General features: G+C 74.6%; 17 protein-coding genes. 6 read left to right on the top strand and 11 right to left on the bottom strand.

Translation table 11 applies throughout. The features are described from left to right. Positions 1-52: 52 nt before the first annotated feature. Complete coding sequence (locus ACH4ZX_RS25370; protein ID WP_398276919.1) at positions 53-649, top strand: RNA polymerase sigma factor; 597 nt, start codon at positions 53-55, stop codon at positions 647-649. Next, positions 646-2,091, top strand: a complete 1,446-nt coding sequence (locus tag ACH4ZX_RS25365; RefSeq protein WP_398276916.1) for a maleylpyruvate isomerase N-terminal domain-containing protein — start codon at positions 646-648, stop codon at positions 2,089-2,091. The genes ACH4ZX_RS25370 and ACH4ZX_RS25365 overlap by 4 nt, the downstream gene beginning before the upstream one ends. Positions 2,092-2,388: 297 nt before the next feature. On the opposite strand, the gene purU is transcribed toward ACH4ZX_RS25365, so the two are convergent. Both purU and ACH4ZX_RS25355 read right to left on the bottom strand, forming a co-directional pair. Further along, positions 2,389-3,270, bottom strand: coding sequence for a formyltetrahydrofolate deformylase (gene purU / locus ACH4ZX_RS25360; protein ID WP_398276913.1), 882 nt, complete (start codon positions 3,268-3,270; stop codon positions 2,389-2,391). Between the two features lie 46 nt (positions 3,271-3,316). After that, positions 3,317-3,817, bottom strand: a complete 501-nt coding sequence (locus ACH4ZX_RS25355) for a hypothetical protein (protein WP_360744081.1) — start codon at positions 3,815-3,817, stop codon at positions 3,317-3,319. A 117-nt stretch (positions 3,818-3,934) separates the two neighbouring features. Here ACH4ZX_RS25355 and ACH4ZX_RS25350 point away from each other — a divergent pair, with 117 nt between their 5' ends. After that, positions 3,935-5,242 (top strand): ABC transporter substrate-binding protein, encoded by a 1,308-nt coding sequence (locus tag ACH4ZX_RS25350; RefSeq protein ID WP_398276911.1) that lies wholly within the window; start codon positions 3,935-3,937, stop codon positions 5,240-5,242. Between the two features lie 42 nt (positions 5,243-5,284). On the opposite strand, the gene ACH4ZX_RS25345 is transcribed toward ACH4ZX_RS25350, so the two are convergent. Next, positions 5,285-6,916, bottom strand: coding sequence for a hypothetical protein (locus ACH4ZX_RS25345; protein ID WP_398276908.1), 1,632 nt, complete (start codon positions 6,914-6,916; stop codon positions 5,285-5,287). A 212-nt stretch (positions 6,917-7,128) separates the two neighbouring features. After that, complete coding sequence (locus ACH4ZX_RS25340) at positions 7,129-8,514, bottom strand: transcriptional regulator (protein ID WP_398276905.1); 1,386 nt, start codon at positions 8,512-8,514, stop codon at positions 7,129-7,131. A 338-nt stretch (positions 8,515-8,852) separates the two neighbouring features. On the opposite strand from ACH4ZX_RS25340, the gene ACH4ZX_RS25335 reads away from it, so the two are divergent. After that, positions 8,853-9,506 (top strand): bifunctional DNA primase/polymerase, encoded by a 654-nt coding sequence (locus ACH4ZX_RS25335; RefSeq protein ID WP_398276902.1) that lies wholly within the window; start codon positions 8,853-8,855, stop codon positions 9,504-9,506. 91 nt (positions 9,507-9,597) lie between these two features. Here ACH4ZX_RS25335 and ACH4ZX_RS25330 read toward each other — a convergent pair whose 3' ends face one another. Further along, positions 9,598-10,536, bottom strand: coding sequence for an alpha/beta fold hydrolase (locus ACH4ZX_RS25330; RefSeq protein WP_398277146.1), 939 nt, complete (start codon positions 10,534-10,536; stop codon positions 9,598-9,600). 552 nt (positions 10,537-11,088) lie between these two features. Further along, positions 11,089-11,781 carry a metal-dependent transcriptional regulator gene (locus tag ACH4ZX_RS25325; protein WP_398276899.1) on the bottom strand — a complete coding sequence of 231 codons (693 nt, stop codon included), beginning with the start codon at positions 11,779-11,781 and terminating at the stop codon, positions 11,089-11,091. 267 nt (positions 11,782-12,048) lie between these two features. Between ACH4ZX_RS25325 and ACH4ZX_RS25320 the strand changes: the two genes are divergently transcribed. Beyond that, positions 12,049-12,804: an SIS domain-containing protein gene (locus ACH4ZX_RS25320; RefSeq protein WP_398276896.1), complete on the top strand. Its 756-nt coding sequence runs from the start codon at positions 12,049-12,051 to the stop codon at positions 12,802-12,804. A gap of 416 nt (positions 12,805-13,220) precedes the next feature. Here the strand turns inward: ACH4ZX_RS25320 and ACH4ZX_RS25315 are convergent, their stop codons facing one another. Both ACH4ZX_RS25315 and pdxH read right to left on the bottom strand, forming a co-directional pair. After that, complete coding sequence (locus ACH4ZX_RS25315) at positions 13,221-14,630, bottom strand: PAS domain-containing protein (protein WP_398276893.1); 1,410 nt, start codon at positions 14,628-14,630, stop codon at positions 13,221-13,223. 726 nt (positions 14,631-15,356) lie between these two features. Further along, positions 15,357-16,058 carry a pyridoxamine 5'-phosphate oxidase gene (gene pdxH, locus ACH4ZX_RS25310; RefSeq protein WP_398276890.1) on the bottom strand — a complete coding sequence of 234 codons (702 nt, stop codon included), beginning with the start codon at positions 16,056-16,058 and terminating at the stop codon, positions 15,357-15,359. A gap of 375 nt (positions 16,059-16,433) precedes the next feature. Here pdxH and ACH4ZX_RS25305 point away from each other — a divergent pair, with 375 nt between their 5' ends. Then, positions 16,434-17,537, top strand: coding sequence for a citrate synthase 2 (locus ACH4ZX_RS25305; RefSeq protein ID WP_360744105.1), 1,104 nt, complete (start codon positions 16,434-16,436; stop codon positions 17,535-17,537). Between the two features lie 134 nt (positions 17,538-17,671). Here ACH4ZX_RS25305 and ACH4ZX_RS25300 read toward each other — a convergent pair whose 3' ends face one another. The 3 genes from ACH4ZX_RS25300 to ACH4ZX_RS25290 are packed head-to-tail and all read right to left on the bottom strand — an operon-like array spanning position 17,672 to position 20,576. Beyond that, positions 17,672-18,289, bottom strand: coding sequence for a TetR/AcrR family transcriptional regulator (locus ACH4ZX_RS25300; RefSeq protein ID WP_398276887.1), 618 nt, complete (start codon positions 18,287-18,289; stop codon positions 17,672-17,674). Next, on the bottom strand, positions 18,277-19,011 hold the full coding sequence (locus ACH4ZX_RS25295) for an enoyl-CoA hydratase family protein (RefSeq protein ID WP_398276884.1): 735 nt from the start codon (positions 19,009-19,011) through the stop codon (positions 18,277-18,279). Before ACH4ZX_RS25295 ends, ACH4ZX_RS25300 begins: the two co-directional genes overlap by 13 nt. Continuing rightward, entirely contained in the window at positions 19,008-20,576 is a 1,569-nt protein-coding gene (locus ACH4ZX_RS25290; protein ID WP_398276881.1) for a 4-coumarate--CoA ligase family protein, read from the bottom strand. Before ACH4ZX_RS25290 ends, ACH4ZX_RS25295 begins: the two co-directional genes overlap by 4 nt. Positions 20,577-20,596 lie beyond the last annotated feature (20 nt).

Here is a 20,596-nt window from a genome sequence, read left to right as displayed (position 1 = left end):
GCGACGGTGGCCGCAAGCTGGGGAGACCGACGGGCGGGGGTGAGGGGGCCGCATGGCGAAGAAGGACGTACCGCCCCGCTGGGACCGCAGGATGCAGCAGCGCCTCGCCCACGGCGAGGCGGCGGCCCTCGGCGAGCTCTACGACCGCTTCGCCTCCCTCGTGCACGGCCTGGCCCACCGCGTCCTCGGCGACGAGCACGCCGCCGACGCCGTCACCCGCGACGTCTTCGTCCACGTCTGGGAACACCCCGGGGACTACGACCCCCGGCAGGGCCCCCTGCGCAGCTGGCTCGCCACGCTCACCCACCGCCTCGCCGTGCGGCGGCTGCGCGCCACCGGAACCGCCGCCCCGGCCGGGGACGACGGCTCGGCCGGGGACGACGGCTCGGCCGAGGAGCTGGAACGCCGGGTGCGCCACGCCTCGGTCGCCGCCCGCGCCGACTACATCGTGCAGTCGATGCCGGCACCGCTGCGCTCCGCCCTGGAGCTCGCCTACTTCCAGCGCCGCGACTACCGCCAGACCGCCGCCGACCTCGGCGTCACCGAGGACGAGGCCCGCCGCCGGCTCCGCCTGGGCCTGCAACTGCTGGCCACCGCCCACGACGCCGGCGCACCGGGAGCACCGCCGGGACACGGGGGTGCGGCGTGAACGACGCGGGCGGCGCGCGCCGCTTCGACGCGTACGGCGAGGACGGGGGGCACGGGAAACACCCGGCGCACGACGACGATGACGGCCGGCGCCACCCGCGCGCACCGGGCCGGGACGATGCCCGGGGCGCCGCCGGCGAGGGACCGGGCGGCTCGCCGGGCTCCGGCGGGCCGGGCGGACCCGGCGGACCCGCACGCCGTGACGGCCCCGGCCCCGGGCGGCCGCCCCGCATACCGATACCCCGCACCTCCGTCGAGGACGGCGGCGGACCGCTGCCCCCGATCGAGGCCCGGCCGGAGCCGGTGCCGCGACCGGCCCCGCTCGTCCTGGAGCACCGCGTGCTGATGTCCCTTCTCGGGGCCTGGGCGCTGGCCGCCTGTTCGGCGGAGGAGACGGCGGCCGTCGAGGAGCACCTCGGCGACTGCGGCCCCTGCGCGGACGAGGCGCTGCGGCTGCGCGAGGCGGTCGGCCTGCTGCACCCGCCGGAGAGCCTCGACCTGGACCCGGCGCTGCGCACCCGCGTCCTGGAGCGCTGCCTGGACCGGCGCCCGCCGCGCGTCCCGGTGCCGGACTGGGCCGCCCCGTACGACGCCGAGACCGCCCGCCTGGACGCCCTGCTGCAGGACATCGCGGACGCCGAGTGGCACGCGCCCGTGCGGCTGCGCTGGTTCGAGGGCGACGGCGCGGCGAGCCGTCGCACCACCGTCGCCGGGGTGATCGCGCACCTGCTGGCGGTCGACGGGCTGGCCGCGGTCGCGGTCGGCCTCGACGACCCGCTCGGGGACGCCGGGCCCGGCGCGGCCACGCCCGCGGCCCGCACCGAGGCGTACTGGCGCGCCGCCGCAGCGCACGCCCCGCCGACGCGTGCCGTGCGGGCGCCCTGGCGGGCGCAGAGCCACGACCTGGTGCGCGCGGTGTCGTTCGCCGGCGGACCGGGCGCCGCGGACCCGACGGTCGGGTACGGCGGCTTCGAACTGCCGCTGCCGGACGCGATGGTGGACCGCGCCTTCGAGTGCTGGGTGCACGCGGAGGACATCGCGGAGGCGGTGGCCTACCCGTACGAGCCGCCCTCCCCGCGCCATCTCCACCTCATGATCGACCTCGCGGCCCGCATGCTGCCGGCCGCGCTGGCGGTGCGGCGCCAGGAGGGGCAGGCCGCGCCCGGCCGGGGCCGGCACCTGGTCCCGGCCGGAGCGCCGGGCCGCAGCCTGCGCCTGGAGATCGAGGGCTCGGGCGGCGGGGAGTGGCTGATCCCGCTGGACTCCCCCGGCGCGCGCGGCTCGGCGGACCACGAGGTGGCCCATGTCGCCCTGGACGGTGTGGAGTTCTGCCGGCTGGCCGCGGGCCGTGTGCCGCCGCGGGAGGCCGCGGCCGGGCAGCTGGGCGACCGGGAGGCGATCCGGGACGTCCTGTCCGCCGCGGCGGCCCTGAGCCGCATGTAGGGGCGTCCCCGGGCCACTTGCGGCGGCGTGGCGGTGCAACGAACGAGCCCCCCGTCCCACATCCGTGGGGCGGGGGGCTCGCTTTCAGAGCGCCGGGCAGGCCTTGCACCTGCATCTCCCCGCAGGAAGCGGGGCGTCTTTCCTTGGACCACCAACGCACGGCCGGTTGTTCGCAGTTGCGGCGACCGGCTTGAGATCAAGCATACCGTGTCCCAGGACCGGGATCGCACATCGACGCCGGGAACGCCACGCCTCACGGACCGTCGGACGGACCCGCCCCTCGGACGGAGCCGCCCCTCAGGCGAACACGACCGTACGCCGCCCGTTGAGCAGGATCCGGCGCTCGGCGTGCCACTTGACCGCGCGGGCCAGCGCCTGGCACTCCACGTCCCGACCGATCGCGACGAGCTGGTCCGGCGTCACGTCGTGCCCGACCCGCTCGACCTCCTGCTCGATGATCGGCCCCTCGTCGAGGTCGGCGGTGACGTAGTGCGCGGTGGCCCCGATCAGCTTCACCCCGCGCGCGTGCGCCTGGTGATAGGGCTTGGCGCCCTTGAAGCTCGGCAGGAAGGAGTGGTGGATGTTGATGATCCGGCCGCTGAGCCGCTTGCACAGGTCGTCCGAGAGCACCTGCATGTAGCGGGCGAGGACGACCAGCTCCACGTTCTCCTCGCGGACGATCTCCAGCAGCCGCGCCTCGGCGTCCGCCTTGGTGTCCCTCGTCACCGGGATGTGGTGGAAGGGGATGTTGTACGAGGCTACGAGCTCGGCGAAGTCGGTGTGGTTGGACACCACGGCGGCGATCTCCACCGGCAGCGCCCCGGTCCGCGCGCGGAACAGCAGGTCGTTCAGGCAGTGCCCGAACCTGCTGACCATCAGCACGATGCGCATCCGGTCGTCGGCCCGGTTTATCTGCCAGTCCATGTGGAACGAGTCGCCGATCGCCGCGAAGCTCGCCCGCAGCTTCTCCACGGTCACCGGCGCCTCGGCCGAGAAGTGCACCCGCATGAAGAACAGCCCGGTGTCCTGGTCGCCGAACTGCTGGCTGTCCACGATGTTGCAGCCGGTCATGAACAGGTAGCTGGACACGGCGTGCACGATGCCCTGCTTGTCCGGGCAGGAGAGCGTGAGGACGTACTGGTCGGCCGGGGCCGCGGCGGGGGTGGACTGCTCGCTCATGCAGGACAGGGTCCCATATTCGCGGGCTCGGACGGATCCTCGTCCGTCACGCGGACCGGGTCATGATCCGCAGCACCTCGAGGGTGCGCGGCGGCGCGTCCGGGTCCTCGCCGTCGGCCACGGCCATCCGCACGTGCGCGTCCCGCGCCGCCCGCACCGCCTCCGGCCACGCCTGGTTCTCGAGGTAGGCGGAGACCGGGGCGTCGGGTCCGACCTGGTGCATGATCCGCAGCACGCGCAGTACGGCGGTGTCGACGAGGGCCGCCTCCTGGGAGTCCCGGAAGATCGTGCCGACGTACTTCTCGGCGGACCAGTTGTCCAGCCAGGTGTCCTCGACCAGGCGGTACACGGCGTCGGTGACGTCCCCGTACCCGTCCACGCCGGCCAGCCAGACGTCCCGCTGGAACACCGGGTCGGAGAGCATGTGCAGCGCGGAGCGCACATTGCTGCGCCAGCGCCACCACGGCATGTCGTTGAGTGGCATGCCGCCCATGGTGGAGGAGCGACGGGCGCGACGGGAAGAGTTATCCGGACCTTGCACGGTCACCGATCGTACGTTCTCCGCCGCGGGGGCCTCGCCGGCCCCCGCAATTCACCCGCATATCACCGATCAATAACCGTAGGTCATCCTGCACTTGGGCGTGTGAGGGAACCGTGTGTGTACATGACCGGCAGGCGAACCGACCGCAGCACCTCCCGACCTACGCTCAACCGGCCCGTCAGAGCCGCCGTCCTCTCGGTGGGGGCTCTGGCCGTGTGCGCCTCCATCGCCGTCGGGTGCGGGGTGGTCCCCGGAACCGCCGGGGGATCCGGGGACGACACGATCACCGTCATGACCTGGGCCCCGCAGGACACCGACGCCACCAACAAGCCCGGCATGCCCGCCTTCGCGCAGGCCTACGCCCGATGGGTCAACGCCCGGGGCGGCATCGCCGGCCGCAAGCTGCGGGTGCTGACCTGCAACGACCACAACGACAGCGTGGCGGCCGCGAAGTGCTCCCGGATCGCGGTCAAGCGGAAGGTGGTCGCGGTCGTCGGCTCCTACAGCCAGCACAGCGACTCCTTCCTGCCGTCGCTGGAGGCCGCCGGCATCCCGTACATCGGCGGATACGGCCTCAGCGGCGGCGAGTTCACCAGCCCGCTGTCCTACCCCGTCAACGGCGGGCAGCCCACCCTGCTGGCCGGCCTCGGCAAGGAACTCGCCGCGGGCTGCGGCTCGGTGGTGCTGGTGCGGCCCGACAACATCGCGGGCGACGCGCTGCCCCCGATGCTCGACTCCGGCCTGAAGGCGGGCGGGCACGCGGCCTCCATCGACCAGCAGGCGGCCGACGACGCCACCGAGTACGAGGAGCAGGCGCGGCGGGCGGTGGCCGCCTCGGCCGGCGACACGGCGAAGAAGGGCTGCGTGATCCCCGCGCTCGGGGACCGCACCAGCACCTTCATGGACTCCTTCCGGCGCGCCCGCGAGAACGCCCCGGACGTGAAGACGGCCGCCGTGCTGGGCAGCGTGGACCAGACGGAGATCAACGAGTCCGGCGGCCGGTCGGGGCCCTACGAGGGGTCGTACATCACCGGCTGGTACCCGGCCGCGAACGATCCGCGCTGGGACGGGATGAAGAAGGTGATCAGCCGGCAGGCGTTCGGCGACAACCGCATCGACGCGGCGGACGCCGGCGTGCAGACGACCTGGATCGCCTACACCGTGTTCCGCAAGACCGTGGAGTCGCTGGGCGGCGGCAACGTGACCTCCGACACCGTACGGCGGGCCCTCGACCACGGGCTGAAGGTCACCACGGGCGGACTCACCCCGCCGCTGGAGTGGGAGCAGGAGGGCCCGCTCGCCGCCATCGGCCTGTCCCGGCTGGTCAATGACGAGGTGACGCTGCAGGTCGTGCGGCAGGGCCAGCTCGTGGCCGCCAAGAAGGGCTTCCTGAACGTCACCGGCACCCTGAAGGACGCGGACGTGAGCTGAGCCGCGGCCCGGCTCACGTCCCCGGCTCGCCTCCCGGCGCCGTCACAGCTGGGTCGGCTGGCGCTGCGTCAGTCCGTACGTCTTGGCGATGGCGTTCCACAGCTGGGCGGCCTTGGCCTTCTGGGCGCTGGCGGTGCCGCTCGCCCGGTTGCCGGCCAGGGTCTGCCCGGTGGTGCGGGCCTGCCCCTTGCGGCAGCCCTTCTTGCCGCCGACCTGGTCGGCCCAGGCCGCGTAGTGGTCGTCGGCCGAGGCGGACGCCTGCCACGCCTTGGTGAGCGCGGTGGTCAGCTCGGCGTGGTTGGGCAGCTTGTCGACGGACAGGCCGGACAGGCGGGTGACCAGCTCGTTGCGCTGTTTGGCCGCGGCCCTGAGGTCCGAGGCCGCCTGTCCCAGGTTGTTGCAGGCCCGTACGTCGCCCACGGCCTTGATCACCGACGCCCGGCTGTCGCCGCTGTCGGCCAGCAGCCCGTCCAGGGCGGTCGCCTGCTGCTTCGCCGGGTCGGCGGACGGGGAGGCGGAGCCCTCGGTCGCGGGGGCCGTGGCCGAGACGGTCTGCTTGCCGGCCTTGTCGTCGTCGCCCCCGCCGCCGAGCAGCGCCCCGGCGCCGACGCCGAGGACGACGATGCCGACGCCGACCGCGGCGATCAGGGGCACCCGCGAGCCGCCCCGCCCGCCGCGGCCGCCCCTGCCCCCGCCGTCGCCCCGCCCGCCGTTCCCGCCGTGGCCGGGCGGGCTGTAGGAGGGCCGGTCGTACGACGGCGCGGGGGCCTGCCGCTGGTCGACGCGCGGCAGCTGCTGCGTGGACCCGGCGGCGCTCTCGCCGCCGGGTCCGCTGCGGAAGAGGTTGTCGAACTCGGCGGGCGGCTGCCGGTCCGCGTCGCCCTGCGTGCCGTACGGAGCGCCGGGGGCCTGGCCGCTCACGGGCGGCAGGTACTGGGTGGCCTCGGAGGCGGACGGGGACCCGGCGTCGGCGGGCCCGGCGTGGGCCGGGTACTGCGCGTGCGGCGGCGTGCCCGCGCCCACGGGCGGCATGTACTGCGTCGCGCCCTCGTCGGCGGGGACGGGCGGTATGTACTGGGTCGCGCCCTCGTCCGCGGCGGCGACGGGCGGTATGTACTGCGTGGCCCCGTCGGCGCCGGGCGCGGCGACGGGCGGGAGGTACTGGGTGGCGCCCTCGTCGGCGGCGGGCGAGCCGTAGGCCGCGCCGGGAGCGCCGTACGCGTGCGGGTTCTCCGGCGGCAGGGGCGCGCCCGCGGCGGGCTGCGGCGGCGGGTACGGCGGGTACCCGTAGGAGGCCGCCGGGGCGCCCTCCGGGGGCAGCGGCTGGGACGCGCCGCCCGCGCCCTGCTGCCGGTCGTCCCACTGATCGGGCGCGTCCCACTGCTGGGTGAGCGGCTCCGCCCAGCCCTGGCCCGGCTGCGGGGCCTGGCTCTGCTGCTGGTCGGGGCCCCACGGCGTGCCCCAGGCCTGGCCGCCGGCCGGGGCGCCCGGGGCGGGCGGTTCCGTGCGGGGGCCGGCGGGGTGGCCGTCGTGCGGGCCGGCCGGTGCGGAGGCGAACCCGCCCGGTCCGCCCGCCCCGCCCGGCAGCACGGGCTCGCCGCCGTCGGAGGGCAGCACGATGCCTTCGCGCGCCTGGCGCAGCGAGGGCTCCTCGCCCTGTCCACTCTGCGTCACCGGGACTCCTACCAATGGGGGACCTTGTGCGTCGTCGGCTCACGCTACCGGGTCCCCCGAGCCGGGTGCCACGCAGCTCAGGCCGTCACCTCCTTCCCCGTGGCCGGGGTGGCAGGGCGCCTCCGCGGCCCCCCGCGCCCGCCCTCCCGCGCCGGTTCCCGCACGTCAACCGGCCGTTCCCGGTGGGTTCACCGACCGGACGGGGCGGGCGCTCACGCCGCCGTCCGTACGCCCAGCCGCGCCCCGAACTCCCGCACCACCGACTCCTGCCGGTACGGCTCCAGCCGCTGCTGGAGATCGTCCAGGTACTCCGCGCCCCGGTCGGAGCGCAGCGTCTCCAGCAACTCCACCGCCTTCAGGCCGGTGTTGCAGGCCTGCTCGATCTCCCGCTGCTGGACCTGCGCGGTGGCCAGGAGGACGTAACCGATGGCCCGGCGGCGGGCCTTCGTCCCCGGGAGGCCGGCCAGCGCCTCCTCGGCGCACCGGGCCGCCGCCTCGCTCTGCCCGAGGTCGCGGTGGCAGTGCGCCAACTCGTCGGCGAGGTAGGCCTCGTCGAAGTGCGCGATCCACTCCGGGTCGTCCCCGGAGGCGGAGTCGGCGGACTCCAGCGCGCCGACCGCGCGCCCGGACGCCGCCTGCGCGGCGCGCACGTCGCCCAGCAGCGCGTGCCCGCGCGCCTCCGCCGCGTGGAACATGGCCTCCGCGCGCGGCGTGACGCGCCCGCGCGCCCCTTCCTGCGCCGCCCGCGCCAACTGCGCGATCTCGCGCGGGTTCCCGAGCTGCGCGGCCAGGTGGCTCATGGAGGCGGCGAGCACGTACCCGCCGTATCCGCGGTCGCCGGCCGCCTGGGCCAGCCGCAGCGCCTGGATGTAGTACCGCTGCGCGAGGCCCGGTTGACCGGTGTCGACGGCCATGTACCCGGCGAGCTCGGTCAGCCGGGCGACGGCGGCGAACAACTCCCGCCCCACCGAATCCCGGTAGGAGCCCGCCAGCAGCCCGGAGACGACGCTGTTGAGGTAGTGCACGACGACCGGGCGCACGTGCCCGCTGCCGTACTGGTGGTCGAGGTCGACGAGCGCCTGGGTCATGGCCCGTACGGCGGCCACGTCGGACCGTCCGACCCGCGGGCCCGCCGAGCGCGCCACCTGCGCGTCCGGCGTGGAGATCAGCCAGTCGCGGCTCGGTTCGACCAGCGCGGACGCGGCGACGGCCGAGCCGGACAGGAAGTCCCGGCGCCCCACGTCGCTGCGCCACAGCTCGCAGACCTGCTCGACGGCGCCGAGCACCGTCGGCGAGAACTGCAGCCCCACGCCGGAGGCGAGGTTCTTGCCGTTGGCCATGCCGATCTCGTCGATCGTGACCGTACGGCCGAGTTTGCGGCCCAGGGCCTCCGCGATGACGGCCGGGGCGCGGCCGCGCGGCTGCTGTCCGCGCAGCCAGCGGGCCACGGACGTCTTGTCGTAACGCAGGTCGAGACCGTGCTCGGCGCCGCACATGTTGACCCGGCGGGCGAGCCCGGCGTTCGAGCATCCCGCCTCCTGGATGAGCGCCTGCAACCGTTCGTTCGGCTGCCGCGCGACGAGCGGCCTTGCGGCCATGGCGTACCCCCTGTGGCTGCGGTGCCTGCCCACGCACCGAGTTGGCGTGTCTTCCGTGACCGGACCCGCTCGTCACCCGCCGTCCCGGAGGTGACGAAAAGATCCGGCCGGGAAGATCAATGCCCCGCGGACATGCACGGAATGCGAGTCATGCGAGGTTTCCTGAGAATTGCCGGGGAAGGCCGGAGCCGACCCCACTCGTGGCTACCCGGCTCACACCGCGCTTCCTCCCACGCGCCCCCGCACGTGCCTCCATGCGCCCCGCCGCCCGGGCCGACGCCCCTCCCCCGCGCGCGCGACTCCCGTAACTCCAGGTTGATGCGGTAGTTGTGTGCATCGTGGAAGATACGATCGTGGGCACCGAAGCAGTTCAGATTCCTCTGCAGCGTGGCGCATCGCTGCTGGAGACCGCCGTCCGTTACGCCGAGGAACGCCACTGGGACGTCTTCCCCGGCACCTGGCTGGAGGCCGCCGACGGGGTGCAGCACTGCTCCTGCGGCGACACCGCGTGCGCCCTGCCCGGCGCGCACCCGGCGCGCGAGGACTGGGCGACGCAGGCGACGGGCAGCGCCACCGTGGCGCGGCGGCTGTGGTCGCAGCAGCCGACGGCGTCGATCCTGATGCCGACGGGGCGCTCGTTCGACACGGTCTCCGTGCCGGAGACGGCCGGGTTCCTCGCGCTGGCCCGCATGAAGCGGATGGAACTGACCCTGGGCCCGGTGACGTTGACGCCGGACCGGCGGATGCACTTCTTCGTGCTGCCCGGCGGGGCGGCGAAGACGCCGGACCTGGTGCGCAAGCTGGGGTGGGTGCCGTCCTCCCTCGACCTGGTCACGCTCGGCGAGGGGTCCTACGTCGCCGCGCCGCCCACCCGGTACGGCTCCCGCGGGGCCGTGCAGTGGGCCTGCCGGCCCTCGGCCGCGAACCGCTGGCTGCCGGACGCGGAGGAGTTGATCTCGCCGCTCGCGTACGCGTGCGGACGGGACCGCTGACCCTGCTGCCGGGTGGGGCGACCGCCGGGGGTTACGCCCGGGGTCGCCCCATGACGGCCGGCTCGGGCTCCGCGCGCCTCCGGGCGCCGGGTCAGGGCTCGCTGAGGACGCCGTCCAGGAACGGCTCGATCGCCGCGCGCCAGGCCTCCGGCTGGTCGTAGTGGACGAGGTGTCCGGCGTCGGCCACCTCCGCGTACTGGCCGCGGGGCAGCACGCGGACCATCTCCTGGGCCTCGGCGCGGCCGAGTTCGCCGTCGAGGCCGCGGACGACCAGTGCGGGGCAGCGGACCTGGGCGAGTTCCTCCCAGTGCGCGTCGTACACCCAGGTCGCACGGGACTTCAGCATCTGCTCGGGGTCGAAGACCGGCCGCCAGCCGTCCGGGCCCTCGTGCATCACCTCGGCGTAGAACTCGCCGCGGGCCGGGTTGGGGCGCTCGACCCAGGGGTCGTCCTCGCCGAACCACTTGCGGACGTCGGCGAGTGTGGCGAACGGCGTCGGCCAGGCCTTGAACCAGTCCGCCCACTCGCGCTGCGAGGCGGCCCCGAGCGCGGAGGCCCGCATGTCGCAGATGATCAACCCGCGGACCAGGTCGGGGCGCTTGGCGGCGAGCTGCCACGCCGTCAGGGCGCCCATGGCGTGGCCGACGAGGACCGCCGGGGAGAGGCCCAGCTGTTCGAGGGCGGCCTCGGCGTCGTCGACGTAGGCCTCGCGGGTGAAGGCCGCCTGCGGCGGCTTGTCGCTCTGGCCGTGGCCGCGCTGGTCCAGCGCGACCGCGCGGTGGCGGCCGGACAGCCAGCGGGCGGTGGACGCCCAGTGCGAGGCACGGCCCATCAGTCCGTGCAGTAACAGCACACCGGGCGTGCGCTCGACGCCGCCCGGCGGGTCGGCGCGGCCGGACGGGTCGGCGCGGCCGGACGGTCCCGCCTGCCGCGGGACGAGGGCCGCCGGGTCGCTCTTGGGTGGATCGCCGAACTCCCAGGCCGCGAGACGGACACCGCCCGTCCCGGTCACGTCGATGCGCCGCACCACTGGTCCTGGCACCCCCCTAGCTCCGCTCGGACCGCTCGCCCACGCTCGAGCCGGACGGTCCTGTGCACCGTGTCCTGCCGTTGCCCGTGCAGCTGCCTTCGTGCACGCGGCTGCCGCGTGCACTCGTGCACCCCTTAGATGAAGCGCACGTTCCGCATGATCCGTCACCGCAGACTATCGAATGCCTATTCGAAAATGCTGTTTCGGCGGGCAACACCCCTCGTTCGAGTGACCCGCTTCGGGGAATGATCGTCGCTGTCGAGGGGAGATCTTCAGCGGGGGGCGGACCGCTCGGGGAAAACGGTCCGAGGGGAATGACCCTGAGAGCTCGGGGCTCCGGGTCAGCACAGGGGAGGACAGGCCCCGGCGCCGCAAGGCGCCGGGGCCCTCCACACGTCTGCGGCACATTCGCCCGCCCCCTCCGTCATATGCCTTACGGAAAAGCGTCGCACGGGAGGCGTCACGGCGCTGCGATTCGACGCACTGGATCTTCCGACCGCCGGCGTCGCCGGAGCGGCGGCGTCACCGGAGGGGCGGGCGCCGCCCGGCCGCTCAGCGCTTGGCGACGAACACGTGGGAGGCGATGTCCGCCTCCAGCTCGGCCGCCTCGCCGCCGCTGCCCACCAGCACACCGCCCGCCGACTGCGTCACGCTCACCACGGATCCGGGCTGCACGCCCGCCCGGCGCAGCGTGTACATCAGCTGTGCGTCCGTCTGGATCGGCTCGCCGATCCGGCGCACGACGACCGTCTTGCCGTCCTCGCCCGTTTCGAGGTCGGCCAGCGACACCATGCCCTCGTTGAGGAACGGGTCGGCGCCGTCCTTCTCGCCCAGCTCCTCCAGGCCCGGGATCGGATTGCCGTACGGCGACTCGGTGGGGTGACGCAGCAGCTCCAGGACCCGGCGCTCCACGGCCTCGCTCATCACGTGCTCCCAGCGGCACGCCTCGGCGTGCACCTGCTCCCACTCCAGGCCGATCACGTCCACGAGCAGGCACTCCGCCAGCCGGTGCTTGCGCATCACGCGCGTGGCGAGCCGGCGGCCCTCGTCGGTGAGCTCCAGGTGACGGTCGGAGGCGACGGACACGAGGCCGTCCCGCTCCATCCGCGCCACCGTCTGGCTGACGGTCGGCCCGCTCTGGTCGAGCCGCTCGGCGATCCGGGCACGCATGGGGACCACGCCCTCTTCCTCGAGCTCGAGGATGGTGCGGAGATACATCTCCGTGGTGTCGATCAGTCCGGACATACGTGCCCCTCGATGAGATCTGCTGCCGCGAGCGCGACGGCTCCGCGGCGTGTGCGCTGGCCCTGGACCCAATTCTGACGCATGGCACCGACAACCGTGCGGCGCTGCGGAAACCACGGGTCGCGGCGGTGATGCGGACGGACCCGGCGCACGCCGTCCCGCGCACCCGCGCGAGGGCCGCCGGACGCCGTATTGACACGGCACTGGTCCAGACCGCACGGTGATCCGCGACACGGACATCCGACGCCGCCCTCCGGAAGGATCCGCATGAGCGACGCCACCCCGGCCGGCCGGTTCCTCGACGCCGCGATCGGCCTGCTGCAACGGGTCCGGGAGGAGGAGGCCGACGCCGTCGCCGCGGCCGGCGCGCTGCTCGCCGACACCGTCGCCGACGGCGGCCGGCTGTTCGCCTTCGGCGCGGGCCACTCCTCCCTCGCCGCCCAGGACGTCGTCTACCGCGCCGGCGGGCTGGCCCTGATGAACCTGCTGGCCGTGCCCGGCGTCGTCGGCGTCGACGTCATGCCGGCCACCCTCGGCTCCGCGCTGGAGCGGGTGGACGGCCTGGCGAGCGCGGTGCTCGCCAGCTCGCCGATCCGCTCCGGGGACGCTCTCGTGGTCGTCTCCCTGTCCGGACGCAACGCGCTGCCCGTCGAGATGGCCATGAGCGCCCGCGCGATGGGCGTGAAGGTCATCGGCGTGACCTCGGTGGCGTACGCCTCCGAGACGCGGTCGCGGCACGCGTCCGGCGGGTACCTCAAGGACCACTGCGACATCGTCCTCGACTCCAAGATCGCGGTCGGCGACGCCGAGCTGACGCTGGACACCGTGCCCGCCCCCTTCGCGCCGGCCTCCACGGTCGTCACCGCGGCCCTGCTGCAGGCCGTCATGGCCACGACGGCCGCCGCGCTGGCCGACCGGGGCATCGAGCCGCCGCTGCTGCGCTCCGGGAACGTCGACGGGGGGCACGAGTGGAACGGGCGGGTGATGGAGGAGTACGGGGACCGGATCTTCTACCGGCGCTGAGCGCTGCGCCGGGAGCACCGCGACCTGCCGTCTGCCGTCTGCGCCTGCCGTCTGCCGTCTGCGCCTGCCGCCTGCCGCCTGCCGCCTGCCGCAGACCATCTGCTGTCTGCCTGCTGCCGACCGTCTACCGCCTGTCGCCTGCCGCCTGCCGCCTGTCGCCTACCCTCTGCCGCCTGCGGCTGCGGCTGCGGCTGCGGCTGCGGCTGCGGCCGACCGTCCACCATCAACCGTCGGCCATCCGGCGCCCGGCGCCCGCCGCCCGCCGCATCGTCGTAGCCGGTCGCGCGGCTTCCCGCGTCCCTTCGGGGCGCCGCCGGACCGCGGCGGGCGTCGCCCGACCCGCTCGGCCGGGGCCCGGGAACCGACGGCCCCGGACGCCGGTACGGCACCCGGCACGCGGCACCCGGCACCCGTCCCTATCCCCGTCCCACCGCGTCCGCGAGGTCCAGGGCCGCCGCGATCCGCGCCGCGACGTCCTCGGCGTAGGCCACGTCGGCCCGTTCGAACGGGCTGCGCCCGGCGCCGCGCAGAAACGTCACGACACCCAGCGTCCGCCCGCGGCTGCGCAGCACCGCGCACAAGGCGTGCACCGTGTCCGCGGGCCACTGCCGGGACCGCGCCCACTCCCGCGCATCCTTGGCCGGCACCGAACCGCCGCCCGCCCGCACCGACCCGGTCCGCTCCACGCTCTGCAGCGCCGGATGCCCCTCGGCGTACCGCACGGGCAGTCCGGCCTGCCCGCCGAGCAGGCTCGGCCCCGGCGCCCCGGACGGCGTCGCCGCCACCCGCACCAGCCGCACCGGCCCGTTCTCCGCCCCGTCGGCGAGCGCGCCGCCCGCCACCCGGTCGATCAGCGCGTGGTCGGCGAACCCGGCGAGCGCGAAGTCGAGGTGCACGGTGGCCGCCTCCGCGGGGTCCTCGCACTCGGCGGCGGCGCGCGCCGCCCGGTGCAGCTGGTTCGTACGGAACCTGAACAGCGCCGCCGCCTGCTCGCCCTGCTTGGTCTCGGTCACGTCCACGAACAGCCAGCCGACGCCCAGCGGCACCGGTTCCTCGGCGAGCGGCGAGGCCAGCCGGACGAAGCCGCAGCGCCAGCAGCGCCGCTGCTCGCCCTCCGGCGTGCGCACGCTCACCCAGATCTCCGCGGGCGCGGGCGGCGCCCCCTCCGCCAGGACGTGCGTGAGCGCGCTCTCCAGTTCCTCGACGCCCTGGGCGAGCAGTTCCCCCAGCGGCCGCCCCAGCGCGGCCGTGCGCCCGACGCCGAGCGACCGGGCCGCGCGCGCGTTCACCACGGCGGGCCGCAGGTCGGCGTCCACCAGCACGACACCCCAGGAAGCGTCGTCGAACAGCGCCTCGCTCAGCGCGATGGAGCGCTCCAGGTCGATCTGCGTGTGCACCTCGCTGAAGGCGCAGTACACGCCCGCCGGCCTGCCGTCCGGGCCGCGCACCGCGGCCGACTGCGTCCGTACGAGCACCCGTCCGCCGTCCTTGGTCAGCAGCGCGAACTCGTGCACCTGCCGGCCGGGCGACCGCATGGCGGACATCAGCCGCCCCTCGACCTCACCGGCGTCCGCCTCGCGCACGGCCCATCCGGCGAAGCCGTGCCGGCCCACGGCCTCCGCCGCCGTCCAGCCGAGGATCCGCTCCGCCTCGCGGTTCCAGTGGGTCACCACTCCGTCGGCGTCGAAGGCGCACAGGGCCGCGTCCATGCCGTCCAGCAGCGCGGCCAGCAGATCGGAGCCGTCGGGGCCCGCGGCGGCCCCGGATCCCTCGGGCTCGTCCGGCCCCAGCTCGTCGGTGGTCCCACTACGCCGGGAAGCACTCACCTGGACCCCCTCCCAGCTGCGCCCGCAGGCACGGCGCGTCGGTTCACTCACTCGCCATCATCTAACTGGAACGTGATCCAGCACACACCGGGTTCCAGAAGATTGAGGGAATCGTTGCAACCCACCCTCTTCCCCACCTTCTCTACCCCGGCCGGCCGCCTCTCACGAGCCGGAGGATCCGCCGCCGAAAACCTGTTGAACCGCGCGGGACCACTGCCTAATGTGGCGGGCACGTGAGAAGGGAGGTGATCGGGTACATGAGTGAAACCCGGACGCACGAGGTGGCTGCGGGCTAGCGGCCTGCCACCACACACAGTGCGGTGCCGGACCAGCGTGTGCGCGACACACGCAGCCGGCCCAATCCAACGCAGTCACCCGACCCGCGAGCTCGCCGGTACGTCCGGCCGGCTCCCCCGCCACCCGGCGGAGGGACCCGAGTTCGCGGGTCGTCTGCGTTTCCGCGGCGCGGGCTGTCCGCGATTCCGGCGCGAGGACCGCTCGGCGTTCCGGCCGCGAGGACCGCTCGGCGTTCCGGCCGCGAGAACCGCTCGGCGTTCCGGCCGCGAGGACCGCTCGGCGTTCCGGCCGCGAGAACCGTCGGCGCTTCCGCCGCGAGGGCCGGGGACCGTCCGCGTTCCGGCCGCGGAACGGCGTGCGGCTTCGGGGCCGCCGGTGCGGTCGCCTCAGGAGAAGCAAGCGGCCATGGACCGGCCGGCCGCCGACCCGTCACGGGCTCAGCCGCTCCACCCGCCATCCGCCGTCCGCCTCCGCGACGTACCTGAGCCGGTCGTGCAGGCGGTTCTCGCGCCCCTGCCAGAACTCGACCTGCCGCGGGGCCACCCGGAAGCCGCCCCAGTGCGGGGGCACCGGGACCTGCTCGCCCTCCGGGTAGCGGGCCTCGAGTTCGGCGTACGCGGCGTCGACCTCGGCGCGGGAGGCGATGACGCTGGACTGGGCGCTGGCCCAGGCGCCCAGCTGGGAGCCGTGCGGGCGGCTGCGGAAGTAGGCGGCCGTCTCGTCGCGGCCGGTGCGGCGCGCGACGCCCGTGACGACGACCTGGCGCGCCATCGGGTGCCAGGGGAACAGCAGCGAGACGTGCGGGTTCTCGGCGAGGTCGCGTCCCTTGCGGGATTCGTAGTTGGTGTAGAAGACGAAGCCGTGCTCGTCGAACTGCTTCAGCAGCACGGTGCGGGAGCTGGGCCGGCCCTGGGCGTCCGCCGTGGAGACGATCATGGCGTTCGGCTCGAACAGGTGGGCCTCCCGCGCGGCCTGCGCGAACCAGCGCGCGAACTGCTGCACCGGGGTGGCCGCCAGGTCGGACTCGGCGAGGCCCTCGGCCCGGTAGTGCTTTCGCATCGCAGCGGGGTCGGGAGCGGCGGCGTCGTGGGCGTTCACGCCGACATCTTGCCGTATCGGTGCGAAGGGCATCCGGGGCATCCCCGCGGACGGCGTCCGCTGGGCGGACACGGCGCGGTGTCCTTCGTCACTGTGTGGCACTGAGTGCCGCGAAGCCTCCCCAACGGTGGCACTCAGGGATATCGTGCTGATGCCGTTCCGGTGGGGTGACCACCCGCCGTTCGGGGCATCACCAGGATGGCCACCGGGGACCGCGAGTCCGGAAGCGACCGAGGATCCACCGGCCGGGCCGCCCTGTTCCGCATCGGCACATGGTCGTCGTCCCGTCCCCACCGCAAACCCCATCGCACCTCTGCACCGCAGGTCCCCACCGCACCTCTCCGCCGCACCTCTCCGCCCCACATCTCCACCACACCGTCTGTCGCCCACATCACGAGGAGCCGCCTGATGTCCGACTTCGTACCCGGACTCGAGGGAGTCATCGCGTTCGAGACGGAGATCGCCGAGCCGGACAAGGAGGGCGGCGCCCTCAGGTACCGGGGCGTCGACATCGAGGACCTGGTCGGTCACGTCTCGTTCGGCAACGTCTGGGGGCTGCTCGTCGACGGCGCCTTCAACCCCGGCCTGCCGCCCGCCGAACCGTTCCCGATCCCGGTGCACTCCGGCGACATCCGCGTGGACGTGCAGTCGGCGCTGGCGATGCTCGCGCCGGTGTGGGGCCTGAAACCGCTCCTCGACATCGACGCCGCGCAGGCCCGCGACGACCTCGCCCGCGCCGCGGTGATGGCCCTGTCGTACGTCGCCCAGTCGGCCCGCGGGCAGGGTCTGCCCATGGTGCCGCAGCGGGAGATCGACAAGGCGCAGTCGGTCGTCGAGCGCTTCATGATCCGCTGGCGGGGCGAGCCGGACCCCAAGCACGTCGCGGCCGTCGACGCGTACTGGACGTCCGCCGCCGAGCACGGCATGAACGCCTCCACCTTCACCGCCCGCGTCATCGCCTCCACCGGCGCGGACGTGGCCGCGGCGCTCTCCGGCGCGGTGGGGGCCATGTCCGGCCCGCTGCACGGCGGCGCCCCCTCGCGCGTGCTGCACATGATCGAGGAGATCGAGCGGACCGGCGACGCGGAGGCGTACGTCAGGCAGGCCCTGGACCGGGGTGAGCGCCTGATGGGCTTCGGTCACCGCGTCTACCGGGCCGAGGACCCCCGCGCGCGCGTGCTGCGCCGCACCGCCCGCGAGCTGGGCGCCCCGCGCTTCGAGATCGCCGAGGCGCTGGAGAAGGCGGCCCTGGAGGAGCTGCACAACCGCCGCCCGGACCGGGTGCTGGCCACGAACGTGGAGTTCTGGGCGGCCATCGTCCTGGACTTCGCCGAGGTGCCGGCCCACATGTTCACGTCGATGTTCACCTGCGCCCGCACGGCGGGCTGGTCGGCGCACATCCTGGAGCAGAAGCGCACCGGCCGCCTGGTCCGCCCGTCCGCCCGCTACGTCGGCCCGGGCCCGCGCGACCCGCGCCAGGTCGAGGGCTACGAGGACATCGCCGGCCGGTGACCGCCCGGCGCCGGGCTGAGCGGCCGCGGCCGTCAGGCGGCGGCCAGCGGGCAGCGGCCAGCGGGCAGCGGGCAGCGGCCAGCGGCCAGCGGGCAGCGGCCGTCAGGCGGCGGCCAGCGGCCGCGGCCGGCGGGTCAGCCCAGCGCGCCGTCCAGCAGGTCCGCCCACTGCGCCACGACCCGCTCCCGGCGGCCCGTGTCGTCGGTGAGCAGGTTGGCGAGGCCGAGGCCGCGGGCCATGTCCAGCAGGCCCTGGACGGTCTCGCGGACGCCGGGGCGGGCCTCGTCGGCGCCCAGCAGGTCCACGGCGATGCGGTGGGTCTCACGGCCGACGCGGGCCTCCAGCTCGGTCACCCGCCCACGCAGCTGTTCCTCGTTGGAGGCGGCCACCCACAGGTGCAGCGCGGCCCGGAACATCGGGCCGGTGTAGAGGTCGACGAGGGCGGCCACCACGGCCCGGCGGTCGCCCGCCGCGCCCTGCGGGAACAGGGCGCGCAGCGCGGTGGAGCGTTCCTCGGCGACGTACTCGACGGCCGCCGTGAAGAGGTCCTCGCGGGTCGGGAAGTGGTGCTGGGCGGCGCCCCGGGAGACGCCGGCGCGTTCGGCGACGACGGAGACCGTGGAGCCCCCCCAGCCGTGCTCGGCGAGGCAGGCCACGGCGGCCTCCAGGAGCCGCTGCCGGGTGGCCCGGCTGCGGTCCTGCTTGGGGACGCGCTCCACGCGGTCCTCCGGGCTCGTGCTCACAGCACCCATGGGGGATCCCGTCGTTCCAGGAAGGCCGTCATCCCCTCGCGGGCCTGCGGGGAGGCGAACAGCTTGGCCGAGAGCGCGGTGAGGTCGGCCGCGTCCCGGTCGAATGACTCCAGCACCTTAGCCGTGAGCAGCCGTTTCGTCTCGGCCAGGGCCTCGGGGGCGGATCTGCGCAGGCCGTCCAGGACGGGTTCCAGTACGGCGTCGACGTCGTCGCCGGCCGCGGTGACGAGGCCGATGCGGGCCGCCTCGGCGGCGTCGAAACGCTCGCCGGTGAGGTAGTAGCGGGCCAGCGCGCGGGGGTCCGTGCGGGGCAGCAGGGGCAGAGAGATGACCGCGGGGGCCACGCCGATGCGGACCTCCGTGAAGGCGAAGCCGGCGGTGGTGGCGGCGGCCGCGATGTCGCAGCAGGCCAGCAGGCCCAGGCCGCCCGCCCGCACATGGCCGGTGACGCGCGCGACGACCGGCTTGGGCAGCTCGACGATCTGCCGCAGCAGGGCGACCAGCGCGTCGGGGTGCGGCGGGTCGCGCAGGTCGGCGCCCGCGCTGAAGGTGTTGCCGGTGTGGGTGAGGACGACGGCCCGTACGCCGGTGTCCTTCCCGGCGTCCGTCAGCGCGTCGGCCAGTTCGCCCACCAGGGCGGCCGACAGGGCGTTGCGGTTGGCCGGGGAGTCGAGGCCGAGGGTCTCCACGCCCCGGTCGCGGGTGCGGGTGATCAGCGTCATGAGCGCTCCCTGAGCTGTCGGCGGAGGATCTTGCCGGAGGCGGCCCGCGGCACGGCGTCGAGGAAGACGACCTCGCGGACGCGCTTGTACGGGGCGACGCGCTCGGCGACGTACATCATGACCTCCCCCTCGGTCAGGCCGGCCGCGTCGGGCTGGCGGACGACGTAGGCGCGCGGGACCTCGTTGCCCTCGTCGTTGTAGACGCCGATGACGGCCGCGTCCGCGATGCCGGGGTGGGTCAGCAGCAGCGCCTCCAGCTCGGCGGGGGCGACCTGGAAGCCCTTGTACTTGATCAGTTCCTTGACCCGGTCGACGACGAACAGCCAGCCGTCCTCGTCCACGCGGCCGACGTCCCCGGTGTGCAGCCAGCCGTCCTCGTCGATCATCGCGGCGGTGGCGTCGGGGCGGCCCAGGTAGCCCTTCATCACCTGCGGGCCGCGGATGAGGATCTCGCCGGGCTCGCCGACGCCGAGGTCCTTGCCGGGGTCGGCGAGGGAGACGATGCGCATCTCGGTGCCGGCGATGAGCTTGCCGACGGTGCCGGGGGGCGCCTCGTGCATGGCGTCGAGCGGGACGACGTGGGTGCCGGGCGAGAGTTCCGTCATGCCGTAGGCCTGGCCGACGGGCGGCAGGCCGAGCCGCTCGGAGCAGGCGGCCGAGAGCCGCGCGTCGAGGGGGGCGGCGGCGCTGACGATGTACTTCAGCGACGACAGGTCGTACTGCGCGACCAGCGGGTGCTTGGCGAGGGCCAGGACGATGGGCGGGGCGACGTACAGGCCGGTGATGCGGTGGTTCTGGACGGCCGCGAGGAACTGCTCCAGGTCGAAGCGGGGCAGCACGACGACCGTGGCGCCCTTGCGCAGCGGCGCGTTCATCAGGGCGGTCAGGCCGTAGATGTGGAAGAACGGCAGCACGGCGAGGATCCGGTCGCCGGGACCGGCGTCGGCGAACGGTTCGAGCTGGGCGAGGTTGGTGGCGATCTGGCGGTGCGTGAGCATCACGCCCTTGGGGACGCCGGTCGTGCCGGAGGAGTACGGCAGCGCCGCGATGTCCTCCACCGGGTCGATGTCGACCTGCGGCTCGGGGGCGTCGGAGGCCAGCATGTCGATGAGGGAGCGGTGACCGGGCGCGCTGTCGCAGACGAAGACCTCCTCGACGCCGCCCGCGAGCCCGGCGGCCCGCCGGGCCGTCTCCAGCAGCGGGGAGACGGTGACGATCCAGCGGGCGGCGGAGTCCTTCAGCTGCTTGGCGAACTCCTCGGCGGTGGCGAGCGGGTGCACGGTGGTGACCGAGGCACCCGCGCGGGTGGCGGCGTAGAAGGCGATCGGGAAGGCGACCGTGTTGGGGCTGTGCAGGGCGAGCACGTCGCCCTTGCGCACGCCCGCCTCGGCCAGCGCGGCGGCGACCCGCCGGTGGAAGCGGTCCACCTGCTCGTAGCTGAGGGTGGTGCCGTCGGTGCCGTCGATCAGGGCGGGAGCGTCGCCGAACTCGGCGGCCCGGCCGAGGACCGCCTCGTGGATGGGCAGCTCCACGGGCGTGACGTCTGCGTACTCACTGCGGAACACGGTTCCTCCTCGCGCGCGGG

It is taken from the genome of Streptomyces sp. NPDC020490 (genome assembly GCF_044335305.1).
In the GTDB taxonomy this organism is placed as follows: Bacteria; Actinomycetota; Actinomycetes; order Streptomycetales; family Streptomycetaceae; genus Streptomyces.
Note: the sequence above shows the minus strand (reverse complement) of the source record. Positions and strands in the feature narration are given on the sequence as shown.

Bases quoted from the DNA above. Each gene is read 5' to 3' on its own strand.
- pdxH (WP_398276890.1), bottom strand. From the start codon at position 16,058: ATGCCCTTCGCACCGATACGGCAAGATGTCGGCGTGAACGCCCACGAC.
- ACH4ZX_RS25305 (WP_360744105.1), top strand. From the start codon at position 16,434: ATGTCCGACTTCGTACCCGGACTCGAGGGAGTCATCGCGTTCGAGACG.
- ACH4ZX_RS25300 (WP_398276887.1), bottom strand. From the start codon at position 18,289: ATGGGTGCTGTGAGCACGAGCCCGGAGGACCGCGTGGAGCGCGTCCCC.
- purU (WP_398276913.1), bottom strand. From the start codon at position 3,270: ATGAGCGAGCAGTCCACCCCCGCCGCGGCCCCGGCCGACCAGTACGTC.
- ACH4ZX_RS25320 (WP_398276896.1), top strand. From the start codon at position 12,049: ATGAGCGACGCCACCCCGGCCGGCCGGTTCCTCGACGCCGCGATCGGC.
- ACH4ZX_RS25295 (WP_398276884.1), bottom strand. From the start codon at position 19,011: ATGACGCTGATCACCCGCACCCGCGACCGGGGCGTGGAGACCCTCGGC.
- ACH4ZX_RS25325 (WP_398276899.1), bottom strand. From the start codon at position 11,781: ATGTCCGGACTGATCGACACCACGGAGATGTATCTCCGCACCATCCTC.
- ACH4ZX_RS25340 (WP_398276905.1), bottom strand. From the start codon at position 8,514: ATGGCCGCAAGGCCGCTCGTCGCGCGGCAGCCGAACGAACGGTTGCAG.
- ACH4ZX_RS25350 (WP_398276911.1), top strand. From the start codon at position 3,935: ATGACCGGCAGGCGAACCGACCGCAGCACCTCCCGACCTACGCTCAAC.
- ACH4ZX_RS25370 (WP_398276919.1), top strand. From the start codon at position 53: ATGGCGAAGAAGGACGTACCGCCCCGCTGGGACCGCAGGATGCAGCAG.